The sequence below is a fragment of the Streptomyces sp. HUAS TT7 genome (assembly GCF_051550175.1).
Taxonomy (GTDB): domain Bacteria; phylum Actinomycetota; class Actinomycetes; order Streptomycetales; family Streptomycetaceae; genus Streptomyces.
This window is the reverse complement of the sequence record NZ_CP196175.1, coordinates 5,788,682-5,814,439: the sequence shown is the minus strand read 5'-3', so window position 1 is coordinate 5,814,439 and position 25,758 is coordinate 5,788,682. Positions and strand designations below refer to the sequence as shown.

General features: G+C 71.0%; 20 protein-coding genes. 8 read left to right on the top strand and 12 right to left on the bottom strand.

The window, feature by feature from the left end; translation table 11 throughout:
• Positions 1-165: 165 nt before the first annotated feature.
• Positions 166-2,031, bottom strand: a complete 1,866-nt coding sequence (gene lepA / locus ACSHXC_RS26160; RefSeq protein WP_438293919.1) for a translation elongation factor 4 — start codon at positions 2,029-2,031, stop codon at positions 166-168.
• A gap of 225 nt (positions 2,032-2,256) precedes the next feature.
• On the opposite strand from lepA, the gene rpsT reads away from it, so the two are divergent.
• The gene (gene rpsT, locus ACSHXC_RS26155) at positions 2,257-2,523 is read left to right on the top strand and encodes a 30S ribosomal protein S20 (protein ID WP_053726104.1); all 267 of its coding nucleotides are present in this window, start codon (positions 2,257-2,259) and stop codon (positions 2,521-2,523) included.
• 185 nt (positions 2,524-2,708) lie between these two features.
• Here rpsT and ACSHXC_RS26150 read toward each other — a convergent pair whose 3' ends face one another.
• The 4 genes from ACSHXC_RS26150 to ACSHXC_RS26135 form a co-directional block, all read right to left on the bottom strand.
• Positions 2,709-3,545 carry a 4'-phosphopantetheinyl transferase family protein gene (locus ACSHXC_RS26150; protein WP_438293917.1) on the bottom strand — a complete coding sequence of 279 codons (837 nt, stop codon included), beginning with the start codon at positions 3,543-3,545 and terminating at the stop codon, positions 2,709-2,711.
• A complete protein-coding gene (locus ACSHXC_RS26145; protein ID WP_438293916.1) occupies positions 3,542-5,278 on the bottom strand; it encodes an acyl-CoA dehydrogenase in 1,737 nt (578 codons plus the stop codon). The genes ACSHXC_RS26150 and ACSHXC_RS26145 overlap by 4 nt, the downstream gene beginning before the upstream one ends.
• 4 nt (positions 5,279-5,282) lie before the next feature.
• Positions 5,283-6,998, bottom strand: a complete 1,716-nt coding sequence (locus tag ACSHXC_RS26140) for a fatty acyl-AMP ligase (RefSeq protein ID WP_438293915.1) — start codon at positions 6,996-6,998, stop codon at positions 5,283-5,285.
• 102 nt (positions 6,999-7,100) lie between these two features.
• Entirely contained in the window at positions 7,101-7,439 is a 339-nt protein-coding gene (locus ACSHXC_RS26135; protein WP_438293913.1) for a DUF6059 family protein, read from the bottom strand.
• Positions 7,440-7,707: 268 nt separating this feature from the next.
• Here ACSHXC_RS26135 and ACSHXC_RS26130 point away from each other — a divergent pair, with 268 nt between their 5' ends.
• The gene (locus tag ACSHXC_RS26130) at positions 7,708-8,322 is read left to right on the top strand and encodes a response regulator transcription factor (RefSeq protein ID WP_438293912.1); all 615 of its coding nucleotides are present in this window, start codon (positions 7,708-7,710) and stop codon (positions 8,320-8,322) included.
• A gap of 58 nt (positions 8,323-8,380) precedes the next feature.
• Here ACSHXC_RS26130 and ACSHXC_RS26125 read toward each other — a convergent pair whose 3' ends face one another.
• From ACSHXC_RS26125 to ACSHXC_RS26100, 6 genes are all read right to left on the bottom strand, one after another.
• On the bottom strand, positions 8,381-10,777 hold the full coding sequence (locus tag ACSHXC_RS26125) for a sensor histidine kinase (RefSeq protein ID WP_438293911.1): 2,397 nt from the start codon (positions 10,775-10,777) through the stop codon (positions 8,381-8,383).
• A 97-nt stretch (positions 10,778-10,874) separates the two neighbouring features.
• Positions 10,875-13,256: a sensor histidine kinase gene (locus ACSHXC_RS26120; RefSeq protein WP_438293910.1), complete on the bottom strand. Its 2,382-nt coding sequence runs from the start codon at positions 13,254-13,256 to the stop codon at positions 10,875-10,877.
• 109 nt (positions 13,257-13,365) lie between these two features.
• Complete coding sequence (locus tag ACSHXC_RS26115) at positions 13,366-15,624, bottom strand: sensor histidine kinase (protein ID WP_438293909.1); 2,259 nt, start codon at positions 15,622-15,624, stop codon at positions 13,366-13,368.
• Between the two features lie 209 nt (positions 15,625-15,833).
• On the bottom strand, positions 15,834-16,478 hold the full coding sequence (locus ACSHXC_RS26110) for a hypothetical protein (RefSeq protein WP_438293908.1): 645 nt from the start codon (positions 16,476-16,478) through the stop codon (positions 15,834-15,836).
• Between the two features lie 60 nt (positions 16,479-16,538).
• The gene (locus ACSHXC_RS26105) at positions 16,539-18,818 is read right to left on the bottom strand and encodes a TOMM precursor leader peptide-binding protein (RefSeq protein ID WP_438293907.1); all 2,280 of its coding nucleotides are present in this window, start codon (positions 18,816-18,818) and stop codon (positions 16,539-16,541) included.
• Positions 18,818-18,982 carry a hypothetical protein gene (locus ACSHXC_RS26100; protein WP_438293906.1) on the bottom strand — a complete coding sequence of 55 codons (165 nt, stop codon included), beginning with the start codon at positions 18,980-18,982 and terminating at the stop codon, positions 18,818-18,820. Before ACSHXC_RS26100 ends, ACSHXC_RS26105 begins: the two co-directional genes overlap by 1 nt.
• A gap of 298 nt (positions 18,983-19,280) precedes the next feature.
• On the opposite strand from ACSHXC_RS26100, the gene ACSHXC_RS26095 reads away from it, so the two are divergent.
• The 6 genes from ACSHXC_RS26095 (at position 19,281) to ACSHXC_RS26070 (ending at position 24,721) form a co-directional block, all read left to right on the top strand.
• Positions 19,281-20,099 (top strand): AfsR/SARP family transcriptional regulator, encoded by an 819-nt coding sequence (locus ACSHXC_RS26095; protein WP_053726113.1) that lies wholly within the window; start codon positions 19,281-19,283, stop codon positions 20,097-20,099.
• Between the two features lie 157 nt (positions 20,100-20,256).
• The gene (locus tag ACSHXC_RS26090) at positions 20,257-21,027 is read left to right on the top strand and encodes a cyclase family protein (RefSeq protein ID WP_438293905.1); all 771 of its coding nucleotides are present in this window, start codon (positions 20,257-20,259) and stop codon (positions 21,025-21,027) included.
• Complete coding sequence (locus ACSHXC_RS26085) at positions 21,024-21,863, top strand: thioesterase II family protein (RefSeq protein WP_438293904.1); 840 nt, start codon at positions 21,024-21,026, stop codon at positions 21,861-21,863. Before ACSHXC_RS26090 ends, ACSHXC_RS26085 begins: the two co-directional genes overlap by 4 nt.
• A 60-nt stretch (positions 21,864-21,923) precedes the next feature.
• A complete protein-coding gene (locus ACSHXC_RS26080) occupies positions 21,924-23,195 on the top strand; it encodes a beta-ketoacyl-[acyl-carrier-protein] synthase family protein (RefSeq protein ID WP_386038323.1) in 1,272 nt (423 codons plus the stop codon).
• On the top strand, positions 23,192-24,439 hold the full coding sequence (locus ACSHXC_RS26075) for a ketosynthase chain-length factor (protein ID WP_438293903.1): 1,248 nt from the start codon (positions 23,192-23,194) through the stop codon (positions 24,437-24,439). Before ACSHXC_RS26080 ends, ACSHXC_RS26075 begins: the two co-directional genes overlap by 4 nt.
• Before the next feature lie 24 nt (positions 24,440-24,463).
• Complete coding sequence (locus ACSHXC_RS26070) at positions 24,464-24,721, top strand: acyl carrier protein (protein WP_438293902.1); 258 nt, start codon at positions 24,464-24,466, stop codon at positions 24,719-24,721.
• A gap of 590 nt (positions 24,722-25,311) precedes the next feature.
• Here the strand turns inward: ACSHXC_RS26070 and ACSHXC_RS26065 are convergent.
• Entirely contained in the window at positions 25,312-25,755 is a 444-nt protein-coding gene (locus ACSHXC_RS26065) for a nuclear transport factor 2 family protein (protein WP_438293900.1), read from the bottom strand.
• Positions 25,756-25,758: the final 3 nt, after the last annotated feature.

Sequence of the window (25,758 nt, the reverse complement as noted above, 5' to 3'; positions counted from 1 at the left end):
CTGGCGAGTAACCATCGGGCCGTGATCAGAGTAGAGCGCCGCCGCCCGGCGCGTAAGAGGCAACGGAGAGTGGTTTCATAACGAACGGACCCCCGTGCGAAGGCGCGGGGGTCCGTTGTGGCGGTGGTGCAAAGAGCCGGTGATCGAGGACTGATCGAGGGCGTACTACTTCTTCTTGGCGCCCGAGTCGTCGCTGGAGAGCACCGCGATGAAGGCCTCCTGGGGGACCTCCACGGAGCCCACCATCTTCATCCGCTTCTTGCCCTCCTTCTGCTTCTCAAGCAGCTTCCGCTTACGGGAGATGTCGCCGCCGTAGCACTTGGCGAGGACGTCCTTGCGGATGGCGCGGATCGTCTCGCGGGCGATGACCCGGGAGCCGATGGCGGCCTGGACGGGCACCTCGAAGGCCTGGCGCGGGATGAGCTCGCGCAGCTTGGCGACCAGGCGCACGCCGTAGGCGTAGGCCGCGTCCTTGTGGCAGACGGCGGAGAAGGCGTCGACCTTGTCGCCGTGCAGCAGGATGTCGACCTTGACCAGGCTGGCGGCCTGCTCGCCGGTGGGCTCGTAGTCGAGCGAGGCGTAGCCGCGCGTCTTGGACTTCAGCTGGTCGAAGAAGTCGAAGACGATCTCCGCGAGCGGCAGCGTGTAGCGGATCTCGACCCGGTCCTCGGAGAGGTAGTCCATGCCGAGCAGGGTGCCGCGGCGGGTCTGGCACAGCTCCATGATCGAGCCGATGAACTCCGACGGCGCGAGGATGGTGGCCCGCACGACCGGCTCGTACACGTCCGAGATCTTGCCCTCGGGGAACTCGCTCGGGTTGGTGACGGTGACTTCCTTGCCGTCCTCCATGACGACCCGGTAGACCACGTTCGGCGCCGTCGCGATCAGGTCGAGGCCGAACTCGCGCTCCAGGCGCTCGCGGATCACGTCCAGGTGCAGCAGGCCGAGGAAGCCGACGCGGAAGCCGAAGCCGAGCGCCGCGGAGGTCTCCGGCTCGTACACCAGGGCGGCGTCGTTGAGCTGGAGCTTGTCGAGGGCCTCGCGCAGGTCCGGGTAGTCCGAGCCGTCCAGCGGATACAGACCGGAGAAGACCATCGGCTTCGGGTCCTTGTAACCGCCGAGGGCTTCGGTGGCGCCGTTGTGCAGGCTGGTGATGGTGTCACCGACCTTGGACTGACGGACGTCCTTCACGCCGGTGATGATGTAGCCCACCTCGCCGACGCCGATGCCGTCGGACGGGGTCATCTCGGGGGACGAGACGCCGATCTCAAGGAGCTCGTGGGTGGCGCCGGTCGACATCATGCGGATGCGCTCGCGCTTGTTGAGCTGGCCGTCCACCACACGGACGTAGGTGACGACGCCGCGGTAGGAGTCGTACACCGAGTCGAAGATCATCGCACGGGCGGGCGCGTCGGCGACGCCGACCGGGGCGGGCACGTCGCGGACCACGCGGTCCAGGAGCGCGTCCACGCCGACGCCGGTCTTCGCCGAGACCTTCAGCACGTCCTCCGGCTGGCAGCCGATGAGGTTCGCGAGCTCCTCGGAGAACTTCTCGGGCTGGGCGGCCGGCAGGTCGATCTTGTTGAGGACGGGAACGATGGTGAGGTCGTTCTCCATGGCCAGGTACAGGTTGGCCAGCGTCTGCGCCTCGATGCCCTGGGCGGCGTCGACCAGAAGGACGGTGCCCTCGCACGCGGCCAGCGAGCGCGACACCTCGTACGTGAAGTCCACGTGGCCCGGGGTGTCGATCATGTTCAGGATGTGGGCCCGGCCCTGGCCGGGGCCTTCGGTGGGGGCCCACGGCAGGCGGACCGCCTGGCTCTTGATCGTGATGCCGCGCTCGCGCTCGATGTCCATGCGGTCGAGGTACTGAGCACGCATCTGCCGCTGCTCGACCACGCCGGTCAGCTGGAGCATCCGGTCGGCAAGGGTCGACTTGCCGTGGTCGATGTGCGCGATGATGCAGAAGTTGCGGATCAGCGCCGGGTCGGTACGGCTCGGCTCGGGCACGTTGGGAGGAGTCGCGGGCACGCAGGGTCCTGATTCTTGAGGCCCGCGGACAAATCGCGGCGCCTCGTCTCGGGTCGACGACGGTTCGATACGTAAGGAACAGCCTCTATCGTCCCACGCCTGCGGGCCTGTGCTCGGTTTGGGCCGGTCGAGGGGCGGCTGGTACCGTGGACAGCTGTGTCTCGTCACCCTTGTGGCGGCGGGCACGACCGAAGATCGAATCATCGAACCTGCAAAGGCTCTTTCGTGGCGAACATCAAGTCCCAGATCAAGCGGAACAAGACGAACGAGAAGGCGCGCCTGCGCAACAAGTCCGTCAAGTCCTCCCTGCGCACCTTCATCCGCAAGGCCAACGAGGCCGTCGCCGCCGGTGACGTCGAGAAGGCCACGGCTGCGACCCGCGCCGCCTCGCGTCAGCTGGACAAGGCTGTCTCGAAGGGTGTCATCCACAAGAACGCCGCCGCCAACAAGAAGTCGGCGCTGGCGCACAAGGTGGCCGGCCTCCAGGGCTGAAAACCCCGCTTCATCTGATCGACCCGCCCGACGGGACCAAGCGGCCCCTCTACCGCTCCCCGAGGGCACCCCAGTGCCGCGCGCGGACGCGTTCGCCACGCGGGCGCGGTGCTAGTGCCAGAAGTACCCGAAGGCCCCGTTGCCTCCTTCCCCAGGAGGAAACGGGGCCTTCGTGCTGCCCGGGGTCAGCGGTGGACGCGGCCGACCAGGTCGACGACCTCGCCGAGGAAGCCCTCGTCGAGCATGGTGGAGACGGCGGTGTCGCCCTCGTCGCGCAGCCCCGCGTCGTGGCAGGCCACCCCGACCAGATAGCCGCCGTCGAGCTCGAAGGTGGCGAAGGCCCACTCGCCGTGCGAGGCGGGCTCGCCCTGCGGGGTGAGCAGGGTGGTGGCCTCCGCGTCGAAGCCGAACTGGGTGAAGCCCATCCGCATGCCCTGGCCGAGCGCCTTGGTGTACGCCTCCTTCAGCGTCCAGGTGCGCACCAGGCGGCTCTGCTGCTCGGCCTCGTCGAGGGCGCCGAGCCAGCGGCGCTCGGCGGGGGTGCACAGGTGGCGCTGGACGGCGGAGTACTGGATGCGGCGGTCGGCGAGCTCGGTGTCGACGCCGACCCGGCCGCGCCGGTTCAGGCCCACCACCAGGAGGTCCCGGGTGTGGCTGAGGCTGACCTCGATCTGGTCGCAGCCGCGCAGATAGGGGCGCCCGCCCGCCTTGGAGGCGAGCTCGACGGTCTCGGGCGGGGTCTGCAGGGCGGCGCCCGCGGTGTACTTCACCAGGAGCCGGGAGGCCGCGAAGCGGTCGCGGGCCTCGGGGTCCTGGAGGTTGTTGAGGCGCTGCCAGTCGCGGGCGCCGAGCAGCGGGCGCAGCTGGGGGTCGGCGACGGCCGCGGGCAGCCAGTCGCGCCAGTTCGCGTGGACGACGACATGGCCGTGCCAGGCCATGGACTGCCGCACCCGGCTCCATGGGCTGTCGGGTCCCGGCATCAGAAGGGGTTCGGCGATGCCCGTCCTTGTGAGGGGGCTCATGGGGTACCTGCTTCCGCCAGAGGCGCGTCGTGAAGATCGAAACTGCGGCCGGCCCGAAAGCGCGCCAGCAGCTCCTCCGCGACCCGGTCGACGCAGTCCGGCGGCAACGGAGGAAGGGTGAGGCCGAGCCTGCGGCCGTAGCGGTGCAGGGCGAGCACCAGCCAGGCGGGGTCGGCGAGGAATCCGGCGGTGTGCCGGTGGCGCTCCCACACGGCGAGCGCCGCACCGGCCGCGACAAGCACGGAGTGCCGGTCGGCCAGGGCCGCGGTCGCGGGGCTCGCGAGCGCGGCCCGGTCGCCGGGTTCGATCCGGAGGCAGGCCTCGCGCACGGCGAGCAGGTCGGCATGAAAGGCGGCGGCCATCGCAGCGAGCACCTCGCCGTACGGTTCCGTGGCCGCCGATGCGGTGAGGCGGGCGGCGGACGCGGTCAGCGATGCGGCCAGGAAGTCGCCGCCGCCCGCGACTTCGAGGCCGCCGATGTCGAGGTGCGGTACGGGTTCGGTGCCGCGGAACAGGGCGGCGGGCGGCTCGGCCTCCTGGCCCCAGAAGTGCCGTGCCAGGATGGGCAGTTGGGGGATGACCACGGCCTGGCAGGAGGCGGTCCCGGCGTGGCCGAGACCTGCGGCGGGCAGGTCGCGCAGAAGCTTGGTGAGCATGCCCTGGTCGGTGTCGCGGCTGTAGCCGCCGGCCCCGAGCACGGTGGCGAGCTCCTCCAGGTCGTCCCTGAGCAGATCCGGTACGAGGTACTTGAGTTCGGCGGCGGCCAGGTGGGCCGCTCCCGGCAGCAGGGACAGGGCGCGCAGCACGGCGGTGGCCATGGCGTCGCCCGCGAGCAGATCCGCGAACACCCCTGCCAGGACGCCGCGTTGGCGCCTTCCCAGGGTTCCCTCGGCGAGCGCTGCCCGCACCGCGGCGCGCAGCACCGTGTCGACGGAGGCGATGACGGCGCCGGTGATGAGGGTGCGGTTGAGCTGGAACGTACGCAGGGACAGGCGTACGCCCGCGCCGAGTTCGCCGACCAGTGCGTCGCCCGGCACCTCGCACTCGTCGAACTCGTACCCGGCGAAGCGGCAGCCGCGCATGCCCGTGGTGGGCCGACGCTTGAGCAACTGGACGCCTTCCGGGGGGAGTTGAGCCGGGTCGAGCAGGAACACCGAGTGTGATGCGGGGCCCGGCGCCGGGTCGGTGCGGACGTAGGCGACGACGGCGCCGGCGCGTTCGGCGTTGATGACGACGTCCTTGCGGCCGTCCAGGACGAAACCGCCGGAGTACTCCATGGCGGTGAGTTCGCCGCGCAGCATGGCGGTGCCGTGGGCGAGCGAGCGGTGCACGATGGCCGCGCGGCCGCCCGACACAAGGAGCCGGGCCACGCTCTCGCGCTGCCGGTCGGACCCGGCGGCGAACACCGGGGCGGCCGCGAACAGCGAGGTGATGCCGTAGCCGAAGGCGAGTGCGACATCGCGGCGGAAGACCGGGCGCAGCATCCGCATCAGCTGGTCTGCGTCGCGCAGCCGGCCGCCGAGGGCGACCGGCACCAGCTCGGCGCCGAAGCCCTCCTCGTCGAGCAACTCCTCGGCCGCGCCCAGGAGTCGGCTGTCGCCGTCGGCGGCGAGCAGGGCGCGGAAGCCCAGCGGGTTGGCCGGGTCGCAGGGGTCGCCGAAGCGGAATTCGAGCCGCTCGGCGCGGCGGCGTACGTCCGGCTCTGCGGCGGCCCGGACGGCGGCGATGGGCATGGACTCAGCCTCCTTCGGCGGCGTACGGCGGCGCCGACGCGTACAGCGGGCGCAGTTCGCCGCGCAGATAGAGCTCGCGCATCAGCGAGCGGCGGACCTTGCCGCTGGTGGTGCGGCGGACGGTGCCGGGGCGGACCAGGACGACGCCGCCGAGCGAGGCGCCGAACTCCTCGTGCAGGCAGCCGCGGACGCGTTCGGCGAGGTCGGCGAGCTGGCCGCGGCTCCAGCCGGCGCCGCGGATCTCCTGGATGGCGACGATCTCCTCGCGTTCGGCGGGCGCGGAGAGCACCACGGCGGAGCCGAACGGAGCGCCGGACTGGGCGAGTTGGCGCTCGGCCTCCTGCGGGTGCAGGGTGCGGCCGTCGACGAGGAGGGCGTCCTTGATGCGGCCGGTGAGGTAGAGCTCGCCGTCGCGCAGCGCGCCGAGGTCGCCGGTGCGCAGGAAGCCGTACTCGCCCGAGGAGGTGGCGTGGCCGAAGGCGGCGGCGGTCTCCAGGGGGCGGCGCCAGTAGCCGTCGGCGACGGCCTCGCCGCGCACCCAGATCTCGCCGACGGCCCCCTCGGGAAGGACGGCCGAGCTGTCCGGGTCGACGATGCGTACGGTGACGCCGCGCGCGGGTCCGCAGCCGGCCAGGGTGCGCACCGGGTGGCCCGGCACCGGCGGTCTCAGCTCGCCGCGCTCCAGGCCTTCGGCGGACACGGTGGCCGGGGCGGGCGGCAGCCCGTCGGCGAGGCTGACCAGGAGGGTGGCCTCGGCGAGCCCGTACCCGGCGGCGAGCGCGCCGGGGCGCAGGCCCGCGGCGGCGAAGCGGTGGGCGAAGGCGCTGAGGGTGACGGCGGAGACCGGCTCGGAGGCGTTGACGGCGGTGACGAGGGCGCTCAGGTCCAGGCCCGCGAGGTCGTCGTCGCCGGCTTCGGCGAGGCAGCGGGCGTATGCGGAGTCGGGGGCGGCGGTGACGGTGACGCGGTGCCGGGCGACCTCGCGCAGCCAGCTCAGCGGGTCGGCGGCGAACAGGCGCTGCGGCATCAGGACGGCGGTGGCGCCGAGCCAGAGCGGGTGAAGGAGCTGGCCGATCAGGCCGAGGTCGTGGTGGAGCGGGAGCCAGCCGCCGATGCGGGCGTCCTCGTCGGTGCCGAGCGCGGTGCGCAGGCTCTCCATGGTGGCGAGCAGGTTGGCGTGGGTGACCTGGACGCCGCGCGGGGCGGCGGTGGACCCGGAGGTGTATTGCAGGAGTGCGGTGTCGGCGCCGGTCAGCGCGGGCGGCTGCCAGTCGGCGCCGTCGTCGGGGAGGCAGTCGACGGCCAGGCACACCACGGCCGAGCGCCCGGCCTCCGCGAGGCGCCGGGAGAGTTCGGGGGCGTGCGCGGACTCGGTGAGCATGACGGCGGCGTCGGTCTCGGCGGCGATCGCGGCGGTACGTTCGGCGGCGGCCCGCGAGCTGTCCGGCGGCGGCACGGGCACGGCGACGGCGCCCGCGTACAGGCAGCCGACGAGGGCGGCGACGGTGTGCGGGCCGCCGTCCATCGAGATCAGGACGGGCGCGCCGGCCGCGCGGCGGCGCAGCAGCGCGGCCGCGACGGACCTGGCCCGTACGTCCAGCTCCCGGTAGGTGCGGTGATGGGCGTTGCCCTCACCGTCCAGGCAGAGCAGAGCGGTCCGTGCGGCCCGGTCGGCGAACCGCGCCGCCAGTGCCTGCGTGAAGCTCTTCGCTGGGGTCATCCTCTGCTCCCTGGTGCTCGGACGGATGGTTGGTCCTCCTACTCTGTGCCTCGGCCCTAGACGGGTACTTGAAGATCAACTGTGCTGGGGCGGCCGGGCCGCTCATCCTCTGCGTCCGGGCACCTCGTTCAGCAGGTCCTGCAGGAGCAGGAGTTCCTGGCGGGTGAGCGGGACGTCGGGGCGCAGCCGCTCGGGGTGGCCCGGCGGCGGGCCGTCGTCGTCGGTGCGCAGCATCAGGCGGAACCCGCTGTCGAGCGAGCGCAGCCGGGCCCTGTTCCCGTCGGCGGCGGTCAGATACATGTCGACGCCGCCGTGCACCATGAGGGCTTCGCCCACGGGTCGCAGGAAGCGGCCGACGAGGCGGCGCCATGAGCCCTTGGGACGGCGGCGGGCGGAGCCGTCCGGTCCGTCCGGAACATCCGGGTTCTTCCGGCGGGCCATGTCAGAGAACACCTTCCGAGCTGGGATGTCCGTTCATGTTCACGTCACCTCTCCCTTCCCCTGGCCGCCGGACGGCGGCTGGGTGGAGGGAGGATGGGAGCGGCCACTTGAGCCGTGGTCGGGTTCTGGCTGAAAGGTGCGGGTGCGGAACCGCTCGTACCGGTCCGGAAACGGCATGTGCCGGATTAGTCTCAGCCCCGGGTCTTGGCCGCCGCCTACTGCATAATCGCTAACAACCGACCCATGATCCAGCACAACGGGGGGCACCATGGTGCGAGTTCTGATTGCCGAAGACATGCATATGCTGCGCAAGGCATTGGTGTCACTCATTGAACTGGAGTCCGACCTGGAAGTGGTCGCCGAGTTGTCGTCCGGTACGGACATCGTGCCGACCGCGATGGCCATGCGGCCGGATGTCGCCGTCCTCGACATCGACCTGCCCGGCACCGACGGAATCACCGCCGCCGCCAGGCTGCACACCTCGGTACCGGAGTGCCGCACGCTCATCCTGACCAGCCTGGGCAGACCCGGGAACCTCAGACGGGCGCTCGCCGCCCATGTCTCCGGCTTCCTTCCCAAGGACTCCGACCCCGACAGCCTCTGCGCCGCGATCCGCCAGGTGGCGGCGGGCGAGCGCGTCATCGATCCGCAACTGGCACTCGCCACGCTCGACTCCGGCCCCTCCCCTCTCACCGACCGCGAGCAGGAAGTGCTGCAGCTCGCCTCGGAGGGCATGGAAGCCGGCCAGATCGCGTCCCGGCTCCATCTGTCGTCCGGCACCGTGCGCAACTATCTGACCTCGGCCGTCAGCAAGCTCAACGCGCGCAACCGGGTCGATGCCATCCGTATCGCCCGCGAGGCGGGCTGGCTGCACTCGGTCTGAGTACCGGGCCGGAGCTGCCGCATCAGCCCCGGCCGAAACGTTCCTGCCGCCCCTGGTCTCAGGCTGCGAGGAGTTCGACCTCGGCCCTGAGCTCGAACCGGCCGTCGGGCCGCGGCCCCGCCGTGAGCCGGCCGTTCACCGCCTCGACGCGCGTCGTCAGGTTCCCGATCCCGCTGCCGCCGCCGAGCCGCGCGGCGAGCGAGGGATCTCCACTCTGGTCCGCCCCGTCGTTGACGAGGGTCAGCCGCACCGCGCCGGCCGTCCGCTCGACGGTGATCTCGCAGCACTCCGGCTTGCTGTGCCGCAGCATGTTGGTCAGGCCCTCGCGTACGAGGGTGGCGAGTACGGTCTCCACGTCGCCGGGGAGTTCACCGCAGTCGAGCCGGACGGTGGCGTGGATGCCGGCCCCGGCGAGCATGGCCATGGCGTGCTCGGCCTCGGCACTCAGACACATCCGCCGGCTTCCGCCCGCCACGGTACGGACATCGGCGAGCGCGTCATGGACGATGCCGAGCACCTCGGTCAGCTCGTGCCGCGCCTGCACCGGCTTGGCCTGCGCGAGGCGGCGTACCAGCTCGCACTTGAGGGTGATCGCCGAGAGGCTGAACCCGAGCAGATCGTGCAGGTCACGGGCGAACCGCAGCCGCTCGGTCGTCACCGCCAGGCGGGCGATCTCGGCGCGGGAGCGGTGCAGTTCGGTGGCGAGCTGGGCCATCCTGGTCAGCCCGAACACGACCACGGCACAGATCGGCGTGTACGCGGTCTCGTAGATCACGTCCTGCGTCGAGACGCCCACCGCGTACTGCGCGGCATCGCTCGCCACGGTGACCAGGACCAGAACCGGCCAGGCGGCGAGCGTGGGCAGGGCGAGCAGCGCCGATCCGGCGAGGAAGCCGGGGATGCCGGCCCAGGCCTTGCCGAACACCAGGAACGGCACGAACTGGAGCAGCGCCTGCGCCGCCAGCGCCCCGTACCGCACCTGTCCCCTCCAGCGCGGCCCCCAGGCGAAACGCCGGTGGAAGGACTCGGCGAGCTGGAGCGCGAGGCAGCCGAGCAGACAGAGTTCGACGGTGGGCAGCCCGCGCGCGTACGGCGCGTACGACCAGCCCTCGGCCGAGTACGACAGGAAGTAGCCGACAAGCACAGCGAGGGTGATCGCTCCCGCGGCCCGGGGCATCATGTCGGTGCGGCCCGGCCGGGCCGCCCTGCTCCGGTCACCGACGGCCGGGGTACGCCGCCGCGCCCTCGGCGCCTCGGCGTCCTGCCTCAGCGGGACGACCGCGCGCAGCCGGAACCAGCCGCGGCCGTCGGCGCCATGGGTGAGGCTGCCGCCGAGTTCCTTGAGCCGGGAGTCGAGCGCGGCGAGGCCGCCGCCCGGCTCCGGCCCGGCCGTACGGCCGCGGCCGACGCCGTCGTTGCCGAGCACCAGGACGGCGACGCCGCCTCCGCACTCGGTGCTGATCACGCAGCGCTCGGCCTTGCTGTGCCGCAGCATGTTCGTCAGGCCCTCGCCGAGCGCGGCGGCCAGCACGGTGTCCACGGGGGCGGGCAGGTCGCCGCAGCGGTGGCGCACGGTGGTGTCGATGCCGGCCGCCGAGAGCAACGGGAGCGCCGCGTTCGCCTCGTCCGACAGGGACATCTGGCGGTAGCCGCGACTGACCGAACGCACATCGGCGAGCGCCTTGCGCGAGGTGCGCAGCACCTCACCGACCTCCTCGTACGCCCTGGCGGCCTCCTGTGACGCGTCCGCGAGCAGCCGGTAGGCGAGTTCGCACTTGAGGGAGATCGCGGAGAGGCTGAGCCCGAGCACCTCGTGCAGGTCGCGGGCGAACCGTAACCGCTCCCCCGCGACCGCGAGCCGCGACAGTTCCTCGCGCGAGGCGTGCAGCCGGTCGATCATGTCGGACATCCGCGAGAGCCCGATGACGACCAGCGGAATCAGCACCGCCTCGATGCCCCCGTACACGAAGTCCCCGGCGTCGAAGCCGAAGTGGTCGAACAGCGCGAGCTCCCCGGCGACCGCACAGGCGAACAGCGGCCAGCCGAGGGCCGCCGGGAAGACCAGCACCGCCGAGGCCGCGAAGAACTCCGTCATCCCGCCCCACGCGGCCCCGAACGCAAGGATCGGCAGATAGGCGAGCAGGCCCTGGAGCACCCACGTCGCATACCGGTAGCGGCCGAGCCGAAGGATGAACCCCGGGAAGGAATGGACCAGTTGGAGCCCCATGATCGCGGCGAACCCGAGCACGGCGGCCACGGCGTGCCGCACCGTGGGGTGTTCGGCCCAGACGTGACTGCCGTCGATCACGAAGAAGCCGAGCAGCACGCCGGCGGTGATGGCGATCGCGGTACGCCGAGGCAGCGCCCGCCCGGCCCCGCGCCCCGCCGGGTCCCCGTCCGCCGGGTCCCGGCTCGCCCTGTCCCAGCCCGTTCTGCCGACTGCATCGGTCCTCAAGTGTCCCCCCGTGAGCTTGCTTCTTTGGCTGTTGGTGGTGCGTGCCGTGCGATGCGTCTGTTGGTGGTGTGGTGGTGTGGTGCGTGCTGCTCCGTCTTCAGACCGAGGCGAGGAGTTCGACCTCCGCCTTCAGCTCGAACCAGCCGTCGGGACGCGCCCCGGCTTCCAACCGGCCGTTCACCGCGTTGACCCGCGTGGTCAAATTCCCTATCCCGCTACCGCCGTTGACCTCGGAACCGAGGCCGGGCGGAGTGCCGCCGTCCACCCCGTCGTTGACGAGAGTGAGCCGCACCCCGGCAGCCGTACGCTCCGCCGTGATCTCACAGTGGGCGGCCTTGCTGTGCCGCAGCATGTTGGTCAGCCCCTCGCGCAGCATGGTGGCCAGCACGGTGTCGACATCCCCGGGCAGCTCACCGCAGTCGGTGTCGACGGTCGCCCGGATCCCGACGCCGGCCAGCATCGCAGTAGCACTCTCCGCCTCCGCGGTCAGACTCATACGCTGCCGCCCCTCAGCCACCGTACGAACGTCGGCGAGCGCCTGACGGGCGATCTGCAACACCTCGGTCAACTCCGCCTGCGCCTGCACCGGCCGACTCTGCGCAAGCCGACGCACCAGCTCGCATTTGAGGGTGATCGCCGACAGGCTGAAGCCGAGGAGGTCGTGCAGGTCGCGTGCGAAGCGGAGGCGTTCTGTCGTCACGGCCAGGCGGGCGATCTCCGTACGGGAACGGTGCAGTTCGGAAGCCAGCTGCGCCATACGGGAGAGGCCGAAGACGACCAAGGCGCAGATTGGCGTGTACGCCGCCTCGTAGATCACTTCCAGCAGCACGTTGCCCGCCGCGTACCAGGCCTCGGTGGTGACCGCGGTCATCAGGGCGACGGCGGGCCAGGCGGCCGGAGCGGGGAGAAGCAGCAGGGCCGAGCCTGCCACGAAGCCGGGCAGCCCGAGCCAGGAGTCGCCAAGGAACAGGTACGGCACGAACTGGATCAGCGCCATCACACCCAGCGTCCCGTACCGGAGTGCGCGGGTACTCCGGTTCACCTCGGCGAACCGCCGGTGGAAGCTCACCACGAGTTGCAGCCCGAGCAGGGCCAGCATGCAGAGTTCCGCACCGACCGCCTTGCCGGTCGGCAGCCGGAAGGACTGCACGATCACGGAGTTGGCGAGCAAGTAGCCGATCAGGACGGCCACGGCGATCCTGCCGGCCACCCGGGGCGCCACGGCAGCGTGGCCGAACCCGCGCGACCGAGCAGCCGTGTCCGACGGATGGTCGTGGTCGGCCCGGCTCGGGGGCGGCGCGGCCGCCGCGCCCGCATCGGGGCACTCGCGCTCCGGCACGGAGGCGGTGAGCCGAAAGCAACCGTCCTCGGCCGGGCCGTGGCTGAGGGTGCCGCCGAGCGCGCGGATCCGTTCGTCGAGGGCGGTGAGCCCGCCGTCCATGCCGCTTTTCGCCTGCCGCCCCGAGCGCCCCACGCCGTCGTTGGCGAGCGTCAGCAGCAAGGCGCCGTCACGCCGCTCGGCGGTGATCTCGCACTGCTCGGCCTTGCTGTGCCGCAGCATGTTCGTCAGGCCCTCGCGCAGCACGGTCGCAAGAACGGTGTCCACCGGTCCGGGCAGCACCCCCACGTCGAAGCGCAGAGTGGTCCGGATTCCAGCGGCCTCCAGCATCGACACCGCGGCGTCCGCCTCGCCCCGCAGCGACATCTCGCGATAGCCCCGGCTGACCGAACGCACATCGGCGAGCGCCTTGCGCGAGGTACGCAGAATGTGCGCCAGCTCCTCCTGAGCCTTCGCCGGCGAATCCGCGAACAGCCGGTACGCCAGCTCGCACTTCAACGTGATCGCCGACAGGCTGAAGCCGAGAACGTCGTGCAAGTCGCGTGCGAACCGCAACCGCTCCCCTGCCACCGCGAGCCGCGACAGCTCAGCACGGGACCGGTGCAGCTTCACGATCAGGTCCGACATCCGCGAAAGACCGACCACGATCAGGGCGATCAGAATGGCATCAAAGGTGCTGTAGAGAATGGTGACCGCGTCGTCCCCGTTGTTCACGATGCCCAGGAAGGTGGCAACGGTCACGGCGCCGAAGAGGGGCCGGCCGAGCAGTGCCGGGAACACCAGCACGGCTGACGCCGAGAGGAACGCCTGCATACCGCCCCAGGCATTCCCGACCAGCGTCATCGGGATGTAGGTGAGAAGCGCCTGGAGCACCCACGTCGCGTACCGATACCGACGGAGCCCCGGAAGGAACTCCGGGAAGGAATGGCTGAGTTGCAGAACCAGGATCGCACCGAAGCCGAATACGGCGCCGATGCGCTCCCAGAACGGCGGATGCTGGACCCACAGGAAAGCGCCGTCGATCACGAAGAAGCCGATCAGCACCCCCGCGGTGATGGCGATCGCCGTACGTCGCGGCAGCACAGTGACGTCGTCACCCGCCGGTTCCCCGGCCGCGCGGCCGACCGCATCGGTCCTCAAGTCTCCCCCATGAGCTTGCTCTTCTTCGGTTGTGGGTGGTGCATCGCGCGTAGACCGCGTCGTGGTGAGGCGTGTGAACGCCTTCCGGCAGGCTTGACGCCTTGACGCGTCAGGCGGCGGCCGCGAGGAGTTCGACTTCGGCCTTCAGCTCGAACCGGCCGTCCGGCCGGGCCCCCGCCTCCAGGCGGCCGTTCACCGCGTTGACCCGCGTGGTCAGATTGCCGATCCCGCTACCGCCGTTGACCTTCGAGTCAAGGCCCGGGGCGGCACACCCGTCCACCCCGTCGTTGACGAGCGTGAGCCGCACACCGGCTGCCGTGCGCTCCGCCGTGATCTCACAGTGGGCGGCCTTGCTGTGCCGCAGCATGTTGGTCAGACCCTCGCGCAGCATGGTCGCGAGCACCGTCTCCACCTCGCCCGGCAGCTCACCGCAGTCCGTGTCGACGGTCGCCCGGATCCCCACCCCGGCCAGCATCGCGGTAGCACTCTCCGCCTCGGCGGTCAGACTCATGCGCTGCCGCCCCTCGGCCACCGTACGAACGTCGGCGAGCGCCTGACGGGCGATCTGCAGCACCTCGGTCAACTCCGCCTGTGCCTGCACCGGCTTGGTCTGCGCGAGGCGTCGCACCAGCTCACATTTCAGCGTGATCGCGGAAAGGCTGAAGCCGAGGAGGTCGTGCAGGTCACGGGCGAAGCGGAGCCGCTCCGTCGTCACCGCCAGGCGGGCGATCTCCGTACGGGACCAGTGGAGTTCGGAGGCCAGCTGGGCCATGCGGGAGAGGCCGAAGACCACAAGGGCGCACATCACTGTGTAGAAGCCCTCGTAAATGATGTCCCAGGGCGCGTTGCCCGCCTGGTACAGCGCGACTTCGGTGGCCGCTGTTATGGCGACGATCAGCGGCCAGGCGACGGCGGTCGGCAGCGTCAGAAGGACGGCGCCCGCAACGAACCCCGGCAGCCCCAGCCAACTCGGGCCGAAGAAGCTCCAGGGCACGCACTGGAGCAACAGCAGTCCGGCGAGGGCGCCATGGCGCAACAGTCGCGCTTGGCGCGCAGACCAGGCGAATCGCCACTGGAAGGAGATCGCCAGCTGGAGCACGAGGGTGGCGAACATGCAGAGCTCGATCGCAACGGCCTTGCCGAGCGGCGGCCGGTAGGACATGGCGATCACCGAGTACGCCAGGAAGTAGCCCACCAGGACCGTGAACGTCATCGCGGCGGCCGCGCGCGGGACCATGTCCGGGTGGCCGAGACCCCGGCCAGGGAGCATCGGCTGATCAGCATCGCTCGCCTCGGGCGCAACGGGCCGCCCCGCACCGGACTCCTGTTCCGCGCGGGCGGGCAGGGGCACAACGGCTTCCAGGCGGTACCAACCCTGCCCGTCCGAGCCATGGGCCAGGGTGCCGCCGAGCTCCTGGACCCGGGAGTCGAGTGCGGTCAGGCCGCCATCCGCGCCGCCCTTCGGGAGCCGTGAGCGGCCAATGCCGTCGTTGGCCAGGCTCAGCACAGCCGTGCCATCCCGGCGTTCCGCCCGGATCTCGCACTGCTCGGCCTTGCTGTGCCGCAGCATGTTGGTCAGACCCTCGCGCAAGACAGTGGCGAGCACCGTGTCCACCGCGCCCGGCAGCTCTCCCCCGTCGAAGGTGAGCGAGGTACGAATGCCTGCCGCCGAGAGCATCGACACCGCCGCATGCGCCTCACCGGACAGCGACATCTCGCGATAGCCGCGGCTGACCGAACGCACATCGGCGAGCGCCTTGCGCGAAGTGCGCAGCACGTCGCCGAGCTCCTCCTGCGCCTTGGCGGGCGCGTCAGCAAACAACCGGTAGGCGAGCTCACACTTGAGGGAGACCGCCGAGAGGCTGTATCCGAGGACGTCGTGCAAGTCGCGGGCGAAGCGCAGTCGTTCGCCGGCGACCGCGAGACGGGAGAGCTCAGCACGGGACCGGTGCAGCTTGACGATCATGTCGGACATGCGGGAGAGCCCGATGATGGTCAGCGGGATCAACGCGCCTTCGAGGACGTTGTAGAGAACGGTGCTGGTATCGCGTCCGCTGTACAGGGCCCAACACGTGAGCACTCCGGCGCCGTAGAGCGGCCAGCCGATCACCGCCGGGAAGACCAGGACCGAGGAGGCAGTGAGGAACTCCGTCATCCCGCTCCACGCGGAGCCGAACAGGGCGATGGGTGCGTAGGCCAGGACCGCCTGGAGGCTCCAGGTCGCGTACCGGTAGCGGTGCAGGCCCGGCAGGAGCTGCGGAAAAGAGTGGACGAGTTGCAGACCCATGATCGCCACGAAGCAGAAGAGCGCGACCAGCCCCTCCCACCATGGCGGATTCTCGTTCCAGATGAAAACGGCGTCGATCACGAAAAAACCGAGGAGTGCGGCCGCGGTCACGGCTATTGCCTTACGCGGTGGAAGCACCACGCTGCCGACGTCCGCGGATATTCCTTCCGTACGGTCGACTACTTCTTCTTTCAACTGTCCCCCATGGTTCGTGGCGCCCGGTCAGAAGCACCTCTCCGGTCCGGATCATAGGTAATCCGGAGGCCGAATCTGTAGTGCTCGACCGGTTCTCACAGCCCGGCGGCACCTTTGAGATCCACCGCGGAGAGCATCCCGGCGGCGACCGCGTAGGCGCGGGCGGCCAGGACGACGGTCTGCGGCAGCGGAACATCGAGCGGTGACCGAAAATCGCCCCTCCCTCCCTGCAGATGGAGCAGCAGTCGTGGAGCGTCGGGTCCGTGCAGCTCGATGCGGTGGTCGCAGCCCTCGTACGAGAGCACGGGATCGCGTCCCGGCCTGCGCAGGACCGCTTCCTTCGGCACGCGGAGTTCGCCTCCGGGGGCGACCGGCGGCGGCCGGAACGACGCACGCGGTGAGAGCGGAACCACGCTCAGCAGCGGCGAGGCGCCGATCGCGAGGTGGCGCACGATCACGTGCTGGAGCGGGGCCAGGGCGTCGAGCAGTTCGCGCGAGTCCTCGTTCCACTCGTCCTCGGGCACGTCGTAGCCGGGAAAGCCGGGCACCACGTTGGCGAGCGACACCGGGCCCAGCTGCATCCGGCGCAGCGCCTCGCACAGCAGCGGCCCGGGGCGTTCCAGGTGCAGCTCCCCCCACGGCGTGCGCAGCACGGTGCTCTGGCCGAACAGCACCGTGACGTCCTCGCGCAGCGACCAGAACTCACCGAGTTCACGGGCCGCGAGGCGGTCGATACGCATGAGAGGGGGTCCTTCCACCGGCAGGGTGTGGTTCGCGTGTGACGTTCGGGTTCAGCGGGTTCAGAGGAAGAGCGGGACCGGGTTGAGGTCCTCGTACGCGGTCGGCGCGGCCAGTCTGCCGAGCTGCACCGGGACGTCGAAGAGGCGTCCGGGGGCGTAGCGGGCCCAGTGCGGTCTGAGTCCGGGCACTACAACCTTGACCACCGGCAGGCCGACGTCGGGCCGCGTCTGGTCGAGTACGAGGAGTTCCATCCCCTTGCCGCGCAGCAGCCCTACGACCGCTTCGATGTCCTCGTACAGGTCGTCGTTCGGAGTGTAGGGGTGCGTGTCCGGACCCGTCGGGGCGCAGTCCGCGGGGAGGAGATACGGGTGATCTTCCACCGTCGCCGTACGCAGCCATTCGCGTACGTCGGGGTCCTCGGCGGCCGCCCGGGAGACGCTGCCGTCGGGTGCCACCACGTGCGGCATCATCTGGTTCAGCTCGGTCAGGGCGCGGCGCAGCGCGATCGCGGGGTCGAAGTGGGCACCGAAGCCGAACATGATGTCCTGCCGCTGCCCGGGTTCGGCGCCGGCAATCCTCGACAGTGCGGCCATGACCGGAATGCCGAGGTCCGCGGTCAGGTCGAGCACCCACACTTCACGGTCCAACGAGGCGTGTACGCGCTTGAGTTCAGTGATCCATGGATCGTCGAACGCATCGACATCCACCGCTGGGTGCTGGGTGCGGTTGTACCACCACAGGGCCAGCGCGTCGCGCTCGACGAGTTCGAGGAAGCCCTGGAGCACGGCGTCCTCCACCGTTCCCCCGGCTGCGGTGCCGTTCGAGGTGGCCAGGCAGGAGAAGGCGCCGGGCGGCTGGGGTACGCCGTAGTAGAGCAGCGCGGTCGGGAGCAGCTTGTGCCGCTGCTCGGTCACCGACCACAGCGGCGTCCAGTCCGTCGATTCCTCTTCGTCGAAGGGGTCGGCGACGTGCTGGAAGGGTGCGTGGATCTCGTTCCAGTCGGCGCGGCCGATGTACTGCCGCTCGTCATAGAGCTGGACGGCGTTGGGATGGACAGCGTCCTCGATCAGTTCGCGATAGCTGCCACGGATCGTTGCCTCGCCCCCCTCGAAGTGGCCGGAGTGGCGTTCGAGAGCCTCGGCGAGAGCGCTGACCCTGGCCTGGATCTCGGTGGCACCCTTGCCTCCGCAGGAAGCGCGCAGTCCACCCCGTATCGCGCCAAGGCCCTGGGTGCCCGCAGCCGGGTTGAGGCCCGCGGAGAAGGAGTTGAAGAAAGCGGGGCCGCACTCGTTGCGGTCAATGCCACGCACCAGGCCGGTGACCGGGTCGACCAAGTGGCCGTATCGGTCGAGGAGTTGCTGTGGGGTGAGGCTGCGGTGGCCGTTTCCGTTGGTGTCCCGCTTGATCCGCGAACGCAGCACGACCGGAGCCTGCACCTGTGCGGTGGTCATCGCGGGCTCGCCGCAGCTCGGGCACTGCGGGCGGCGTACGACGGGGTGGAGTTCACCGGCCAGGGTGAGCCCGTCGAGCGTACGCAGCGCCTGCTGGCTCTCATCGCGGTATCCGGCAAGCCACTTGGCGGCTTCGAGGCCGGCCAGCTGAAGGGCGGCGAGCCGGGCGGCGGGCAGCGTGCAGGAGGGCCGGGGCACCGGGCCCGAGCGGCCCAGCATGCGCTGGACGTGGGCCTCCACCGGCCGGGTCCGCCACAGGCGTTCGGCCAGGCAGGACCAGCAGGGCCCGTCGGGGTCGCCGAAGAAGGGGCCGATCCACATCTCGGTGCCCTCGGTCTTCACCGGCAGCCAGCGTCGCCCGGCGGCGCGGAACTCCGCGTCAATCACAGCAAGTTCGGGATCCAGGTAGTCGTCACAGAGGACGACCGTGAGTTCCGCGAGATCCTCGGTGGTGGTGAGTCCTGCGGCCGTGAGGCTCGCGGACAGTTCGTCCGCGTCCGTGCTGCCGACCGAGGCGACGCCTACCGCGCCGTGGGCCAGGGCGTTCGCCGCCCGGGTTCCGTCCAGTCCCGCCGCTTCCCAGTACGCCTGCTCGGCGGCCTCCTGCGCGGTCACCTGGCGCTCGCGGCCGCACAGCAGCCCGGCGCCGGTCAGCCGCGACACCAGCCGGGCGGCCTGCCCGGAGGGGAGCGCGTCCGCGGTGTCCTGGGCGATGCGCTCCAGGGGGCGGGTGCCGTCGAGGAAGGGGGCGAGCCGGGCGATCTGCTCGCCGTGCAGTGCGGTCACGCGCTGGTCGGAGATCAGGTACACCGCTTCACCGGGCACCTGCTCGACCCGCAGGTGCGGCTTGAACCCCAGGAGCGGGGCGGCGGTCTGGACGGCCGCCATCAGGCGGAGCGCCGTGCGGTCTCGGCGGCGGCGGAGGCCGGAATCTGGGCAACGCCGGAGCCCGAGCACAGGAACGGAGCCTGGCCGAAGGACGCGTGGCGCCCGAACTCCTCGATCACAAGATCGTCACTACCGGAGACGCCGAGGCTGATGTTCGCATTCATGGTTTTCCCCCTGGCAGACAGCTGACGAAGACTCGGGGGACCTGACCCCCTAGCCGTCGGCTCTCGACTCCTGGTCGGGCCGACGTCCAGAACTCTGCCGGGTCGGCCGATTCCGCCCCAGTGCCGCGGTCACGGGATGCACATGAAACTTTCATACCCGTCCCCAGGACACTCACATGCCGGGTTCAGGAGCCCGGCACTGCCGTAAGTCGGGGCTGGGTGACAGCTTTTGAGGGTGCTTGGAGCCGGGTCCGAAATCCATCGGGTCATCCGGCAGATCCGACCCCGGAGGAATCCCATGGAGATCAAGGTTCTCGGTCCGCTCATGGCCGAGTCGGGCGGCACGTCGGTCGTCCCGAGCGCCGGCAAGCCCCGGCAGATACTGGCGCTGCTCTCGGTGTACGCCAACCAGGTCATGCCGGTGCCGACGCTGATGGAGGAGATCTGGGGTGCCGACATGCCCCGCAGCGCGCTGACCACCCTGCAGACGTACATCCTTCAGCTGCGCCGGCTGATCGCGGGGGCGCTCGGCCCGGACAGCCCCTACACCGCACGTGAGGTGCTCGCCACCCGGCACGGTGGCTACCTCCTCGAAGTGACGCCGGGTGCGGTGGACGTGCACGAGTACGACCGTCTGGTGGCGACCGGGCGCGGTGCCGCCGAGCGCGGTGACGACGAGAGCGCCGCGGCGCTCTACCGCGAGGCGCTCGGCATGTGGCGCGGTCCGGCCCTGGTGGATGTCCGCCTCGGGCCGCTCCTGGAGATCGAGCTGGTGCGTCTGGAGGAGAGCCGGCTCGGTGTGCTTGAGCAGCGGATCGACTCCGATCTGCGGCTCGGGCGGCACATGCAACTGCTCGCCGAGCTCACCTCTCTGACGGCCCGTCACCCGCTGCACGAGGGCCTGCACGCCCAGTGCATGGTGGCGCTGTACCGGTCCGGCCGGCAGTGGCAGGCGCTCGACGTGTTCCAGAACCTGCGGCGCGGGCTCGCCGACGAGCTGGGGCTCGACCCCTCGGCGCGGCTCCAGCAGCTGCACCGCGCGGTGCTCGCCGGTGACCCGGCGCTCGACTCGCACCTGGCCGGGCGTCGCCCGGTGCTCGACCTCTTCGCCGCCTGAGCGGCGCGCGGGCGGCCCGACCGCCCGGCAGCAACGCGTCCGGACCCCGCCCTCTCCCCCCACAGGGCGGGGTCCGACGCGTGCGTGGCTCGATCCGGCCTCTAGGCGATCGACGCACAGTGCCCCGCGAACGTCGCCAACGACACTGGGGGTTACCTTGCGAGTCATCGATCTGTCGTCGCCCGTGGACGCGGCCGGCTGGGAGCCGGACCCGATCGTCCACGAGATCATGACGCCCGCCGAGGGCGCCGCGCACATGGCGGCGGAGATGAAGGAGCACTTCGGGCTCGACTTCGATCCGGCCGACCTGCCCGGGGGCGAACTCCTGTCCCTGGACACCCTCACCCTGACCAGCCACACCGGTACGCATGTGGACGCGCCCTCGCACTACGGCTCGGTCGGCGACTACGGGCGGCCCCGGCACATCGACGAGATGCCGCTGGACTGGTTCCTGCGCCCGGCCGTCGTGCTCGACGTGAGCGATGTCGGCATCGGCACCATCGGCGTCGAGCGCATCGAGAAGCAGATCGCCGAGATCGGGTACACCCCGCAGCCGCTCGACATCGTCATGCTGCACACGGGGGCTTCACAACACTCCGGTACGCCACGGTACTTCACCGATTTCGCGGGGCTCGACGGCGCCGCCACCGACTATCTGCTCGACCTCGGCGTACGCGTGATCGGCACCGACGCCTGGAGCCTGGACGCGCCCTTCGGGCACATGATCCGTACCTTCCAGGAGACCGGCGACAAGTCGGTGCTGTGGCCGGCCCACTTCGCGGGCCGGCGCCGCGAGTACTGCCAGGTCGAGCGGCTCGCCCAGCTCGACACGCTGCCCGCGCACGGCTTCCGGGTGTCCTGCTTCCCCGTGAAGATCGCCGGAGCGGGGGCGGGCTGGACCCGGGCCGTCGCCCTGATCGACGAATGAGAACCGAGAGCGCCGCACGGGAGGACACCGTGACGCCCTGGCTGTTCTGCTTCCACCACGCGGGCGCCGGGATCTCCTCCTTCGCCAAGTGGCAGAAGATCCTCGGCGACACCGCCGAGGTGGTGCCGGTCCTGCTGCCGGGCCGCGGTCCACGCGCCAAGGAGGCGCGGATCACCGACGCCACCGAACTCATGAACGAGCTGCGGGAGTTGATCACTCCGCTGCTCGACCGGCCCTACCTCCTGTACGGGCACAGCCTCGGCGGTCTGGTCGCGCACGCGCTGACCCGCACCCTGGAGGACGACGGCCTGCTGCCGCCGGCCCGCCTGGTGATCGGCGCCGTACCGCCGCCGCATCTGCGCAACACGCTGCTGCGCGGGGCGCGGCTGCCCGACCACGAACTCATCGATCTCCTGGTCGACTTGGAGGCGGCGCCTGTGGAGGCCGCCGGGCGGGACCGTTCGCTGTGGCAGCGCCAGGTCATCCCGGCGCTCCGCGACGATCTGCACCTGGGCGAGGCGCTGTGCCAGGTCAACGCCGGCATGGCGGTCGGTACGCCGCTGATGGCCCTTGCCGGGCGCGACGACCCGATCGCGCCGCTGTGGGAGGTGGCCGAGTGGGCCGACTACTCGGTGACCCGTTTCCGGCTCCAGACGATGCCCGGCGGCCACTTCTTCGTACGCGAGCGCGTGGTCCCCGAGCTGCTGCGCGAAGTGGCCCTTGAGCTGCGGGAGTCGCTCAAGGGGAAGTACGACGGCGAGTCGAGCGGGCGTCAAGAGGGCGGGACGAGACTCCTTCCAACAGCGGATCTCACAGCGGACCTATCAGAGAGGTGACGCAGCCGTGCTGCACATTCCCGGGGCGCACCCCCAGGCCCAGCCCAACGAGGGGGACAGGTGAGCCGACGCGTAGTCATCACCGGAATCGGTGTGGTCGCCCCCGGGGGCGTCGGCACCAAGGAGTACTGGTCCCTGCTGACCGCGGGCCGCACCGCGACCAGGGCCGTCTCGCTCTTCGACGCCTCGGCCTTCCGGTCGAGGATCGCCGCCGAGGTGGACTTCGACCCGGTCGCCCAGGGTCTCACCGAGGAGCAGGCCGGACGCCTCGACCGGGCCGCCCAGTTCGCGCTGGTCGGCGCCCGTGAGGCGGTCTCCGACAGCGGCCTGGACATGGCGGGCATCGACCCGTTCCGCACCGGCGTCACCATCGGCAGCGCGGTCGGCGCGACCACCGGGCTCGACTACGAGTACGCGGCGGTCAGCAACAACGGCGCCGAGTGGCTCGTCGACCACGAGCGGGCCGTGCCGCACCTGTACGACTACTTCGTGCCGAGCTCGTTCGCGGCCGAGGTGGCCTGGGAGTTCGGCGCGCAGGGTCCCACCGCCGTGGTCTCCACCGGCTGCACCTCGGGCCTGGACTCGGTCGGCCACGCGGTCGAGCTGATCCGTGAGGGCAGCGCCGACGTCATGATCGCCGGGGCCACCGAGGCGCCGATCTCGCCGATCTCGGTCGCCTGCTTCGACGCCATCAAGGCCACCTCGAACCGCAACGACGAGCCGGAGACGGCCTCGCGGCCCTTCGACAAGTCCCGCAACGGCTTCGTGCTCGGCGAGGGCAGCGCGGTGTTCGTCCTGGAGGAGTACGAGCAGGCCGTGGCGCGCGGCGCGCACATCTACGCCGAGATCGCCGGGTTCGCCTCGCGCTCCAACGCGTACAACATGACGGGACTGCGGGCCGACGGCGCGGAGATGGCCGAGGCCATCGGCGCGGCGCTCGACGAGGCGGGCATCCCCGGCACCGACATCGACTACATCAACGCGCACGGCTCGGGCACCCTGCAGAACGACCGCCACGAGACGGCCGCGTTCAAGAAGAGCCTCGGCGACCACGCGTACGCGACGCCCGTCTCCTCCATCAAGTCGATGATCGGGCACTCGCTCGGCGCCATCGGCTCCCTGGAGATCGCCGCGTCCGCGCTGGCCATCGAGCACGGCATGGTGCCGCCCACCGCGAATCTGCACGAGGCCGACCCCAAGTGCGACCTCGACTACACGCCGATCCACGCCCGCGAGCGCGACATCAACACGGTGCTCAGCGTGGGCAGCGGCTTCGGCGGATTCCAGAGCGCGATCGTGCTCACCAAGCCCGAGCGGAGGAAGACGGCATGACGAGCGAGCTGCTCGAACGTACGGCGGTGCGCTCCGCCACCGCGGTGTTCACCGGAATCGGCGTCACCGCCCCCAACGGCCTCGGCACACAGGCCTGGTGGGAGGCGACCGTGGCGGGCGAGAGCGGCATCCGCCCGGTCTCCCGCTTCGACGCCTCCGGCTACCCGGCCACGCTCGCGGGCGAGGTGCCCGGCTTCGAGGCCGAGGAGCACATCCCGAGCCGGCTGCTTCCGCAGACCGACCACATGACGCGGCTCGCGCTGACCGCCGCCAAGGAGGCCCTGGAGGACTCCGGCGCCGACCCGGCCGAGATGCCGCAGTACTCGGCGGGCGCGGTCACCGCGGCCTCCGCGGGGGGCTTCGAGTTCGGCCAGCGCGAGCTCCAGGCGCTGTGGAGCAAGGGCGGCCAGTATGTCTCCGCGTACCAGTCGTACGCCTGGTTCTACGCCGTCAACACCGGCCAGATCTCCATCCGGCACGGCCTTCGCGGCCCCAGCGGCGTGCTGGTCACCGAGCAGGCGGGCGGCCTCGACGCGGTCGCCCAGGCCCGGCGCCAGCTGCGCAAGGGCAGCAAGCTCATCGTCACCGGCGGCGTGGACGGCGCGGTCTGCCCCTGGGGCTGGACGGCTCAGCTCGCCGGCGGCCGCATGAGCGCGGTCTCCGACCCGGCGCGCGCGTTCCTGCCGTTCGACAGCGAGGCCAGCGGTTACGTCGCCGGAGAGGGCGGCGCCATCCTCGTCCTGGAGGACGCCGAGGCGGCCCGCGAGCGCGGCGCCCGGATCTACGGACAGCTCTCGGGCTACGCCGCCACCTTCGACCCGGCACCGGGCCGGGGCGGCGAGCCGGGTCTGCGCCGAGCGGCCGAACTGGCCCTGGCGGAAGCCGGGTTGACCGCATCCGACGTCGACGTCGTCTTCGCGGACGCGTCCGGAGTGCCGGAGCTCGACCGCCAGGAGGAGGCGGCGCTGACCGCCCTTTTCGGCCCCCGCGGCGTGCCGGTGACGGCCCCCAAGACCATGACGGGCCGCCTGTCGGCCGGCGGCGCCTCGCTCGACCTGGCGGCGGCGCTGCTCTCCATCCGGGACGCGGTGATCCCGCCGACCGTGAACGTCACCGACCCGGTCGCGGCCGACGCGCTCGACCTGGTCACCGAGGCCCGGCGCGGCCCGGTCCGTACCGCACTCGTCCTGGCCCGCGGGACCGGCGGCTTCAACGCCGCGGCCGTCGTGACCGCGGCGAACTGAACTCCAACCTGGAAGGCGAGCTTCATGAATCTCAAGGAACTGACCACGCTGCTGCGCGAGTGCGCCGGTGTCGGCGAGGGGATCGACCTGGACGGCGACGTCCTGGACGTGCCGTTCGACGACCTGGGCTACGACTCGCTCGCGATCCTTCAGGTGACGGGGGTCATCGAGCGGGACTACCAGATACAGCTGTCCGACGACACGGTTGCGGAGGCGTCCACGCCTCGGCTGCTGCTGGAGTTCATCAACGAGTGCCTGTCGTCTACCGCGACGGCGGCGTAGCCCCTCCGGGGGTTCCGGGTGCGATCGGCTGCCCATCCCTTACGGGGTGCGGCGGCCGTTTGCGTTGCGCGGGGTGTGCCCGCGAGGCAACCCCCTGGGGCTCCGCCCCAGACCCCGCTCCTCAAACGCCGGAGGGGCTGGATACGTTGCTGGTCGACTGCGGGTAGTCGGTGGCTGGTCGCGCAGTTCCCCGCGCCCCTAACAGGGTCGCCCCCCCCCGGCCAGCACCGGCATCTTCAGCCCGCCCGGCAAACACGGACATCAGCCCACCCCAGCCCGCCCGGCAAACACGGACACCAGCCCACCCCCAGCCCGTCCGGCAAACACGGGCATCAGCCCAATCCAGCCCGTCCGGCGTTTGAGGACGAGCGCCCTTCAGGCGCGAACGGGGTCTGGGGCGGAGCCCCAGGTCACGACCGACGGGCCGCAGCCGGCGGGTTTCGGGAAGGGGTGGGGTGGGGTCACAACGGGGTCTGGGGCGGAGCCCCAGCGCACCCCGCCCGACCCGCACCCCACCCCCGCCCACCGGTACACGCAGAAGTGCCCGCACGCCGGGGGATTGCGTGCGGGCACTGGCTCTGGGGGGAGGGTCAGATCAGGTCGTCCCGGGTGATCTGGCGGTCCTGGATCTGCCAGGCACCGTCCACGCGCACGATCCGGTCCTCGCACAGCGTGCTCGCCTTGATCTCGGGCCGCCCACCCCGCGGCGTCTCGATGACCAGCGCGTAGCAACGGGCGTTCACGGCGTCGCCGTCGACGCCCTCGACCGAGACCATGCCCAGCCAGTGCCGACGCTGGACGCCGGCCTTGGCGTACGCCTCGGTGGCGGCGGCCGCGGCCGCGGTGATGGCCTCACGGCCCACCGCCGGAACCGGCTGCGCGTTGGCGGCGAACACACCGTCGGTGGTGAAGGTGTGGGCCCACTCCTCGACCTTGCCGTCGTCGAGCAGGTGCATCTGCTGCGCGTAGAACTGCTGGATCTCCGTGTACAGCCCGGCGATGGTGGCGGCCTGCGGCAGCTCGGTGACGCTCATGGG

What these genes read in the sequence shown, in the direction of transcription:
- ACSHXC_RS26150 (WP_438293917.1), bottom strand. Translation starts at nt 3,545, where the DNA reads ATGAGCCCCCTCACAAGGACGGGCATCGCCGAACCCCTTCTGATGCCG.
- ACSHXC_RS26145 (WP_438293916.1), bottom strand. Translation starts at nt 5,278, where the DNA reads ATGCCCATCGCCGCCGTCCGGGCCGCCGCAGAGCCGGACGTACGCCGC.
- ACSHXC_RS26140 (WP_438293915.1), bottom strand. Translation starts at nt 6,998, where the DNA reads ATGACCCCAGCGAAGAGCTTCACGCAGGCACTGGCGGCGCGGTTCGCC.
- ACSHXC_RS26135 (WP_438293913.1), bottom strand. Translation starts at nt 7,439, where the DNA reads ATGGCCCGCCGGAAGAACCCGGATGTTCCGGACGGACCGGACGGCTCC.
- ACSHXC_RS26130 (WP_438293912.1), top strand. Translation starts at nt 7,708, where the DNA reads ATGGTGCGAGTTCTGATTGCCGAAGACATGCATATGCTGCGCAAGGCA.
- ACSHXC_RS26110 (WP_438293908.1), bottom strand. Translation starts at nt 16,478, where the DNA reads ATGCGTATCGACCGCCTCGCGGCCCGTGAACTCGGTGAGTTCTGGTCG.
- ACSHXC_RS26105 (WP_438293907.1), bottom strand. Translation starts at nt 18,818, where the DNA reads ATGGCGGCCGTCCAGACCGCCGCCCCGCTCCTGGGGTTCAAGCCGCAC.
- ACSHXC_RS26100 (WP_438293906.1), bottom strand. Translation starts at nt 18,982, where the DNA reads ATGAATGCGAACATCAGCCTCGGCGTCTCCGGTAGTGACGATCTTGTG.
- ACSHXC_RS26095 (WP_053726113.1), top strand. Translation starts at nt 19,281, where the DNA reads ATGGAGATCAAGGTTCTCGGTCCGCTCATGGCCGAGTCGGGCGGCACG.
- ACSHXC_RS26085 (WP_438293904.1), top strand. Translation starts at nt 21,024, where the DNA reads ATGAGAACCGAGAGCGCCGCACGGGAGGACACCGTGACGCCCTGGCTG.
- ACSHXC_RS26075 (WP_438293903.1), top strand. Translation starts at nt 23,192, where the DNA reads ATGACGAGCGAGCTGCTCGAACGTACGGCGGTGCGCTCCGCCACCGCG.
- ACSHXC_RS26070 (WP_438293902.1), top strand. Translation starts at nt 24,464, where the DNA reads ATGAATCTCAAGGAACTGACCACGCTGCTGCGCGAGTGCGCCGGTGTC.
- ACSHXC_RS26065 (WP_438293900.1), bottom strand. Translation starts at nt 25,755, where the DNA reads ATGAGCGTCACCGAGCTGCCGCAGGCCGCCACCATCGCCGGGCTGTAC.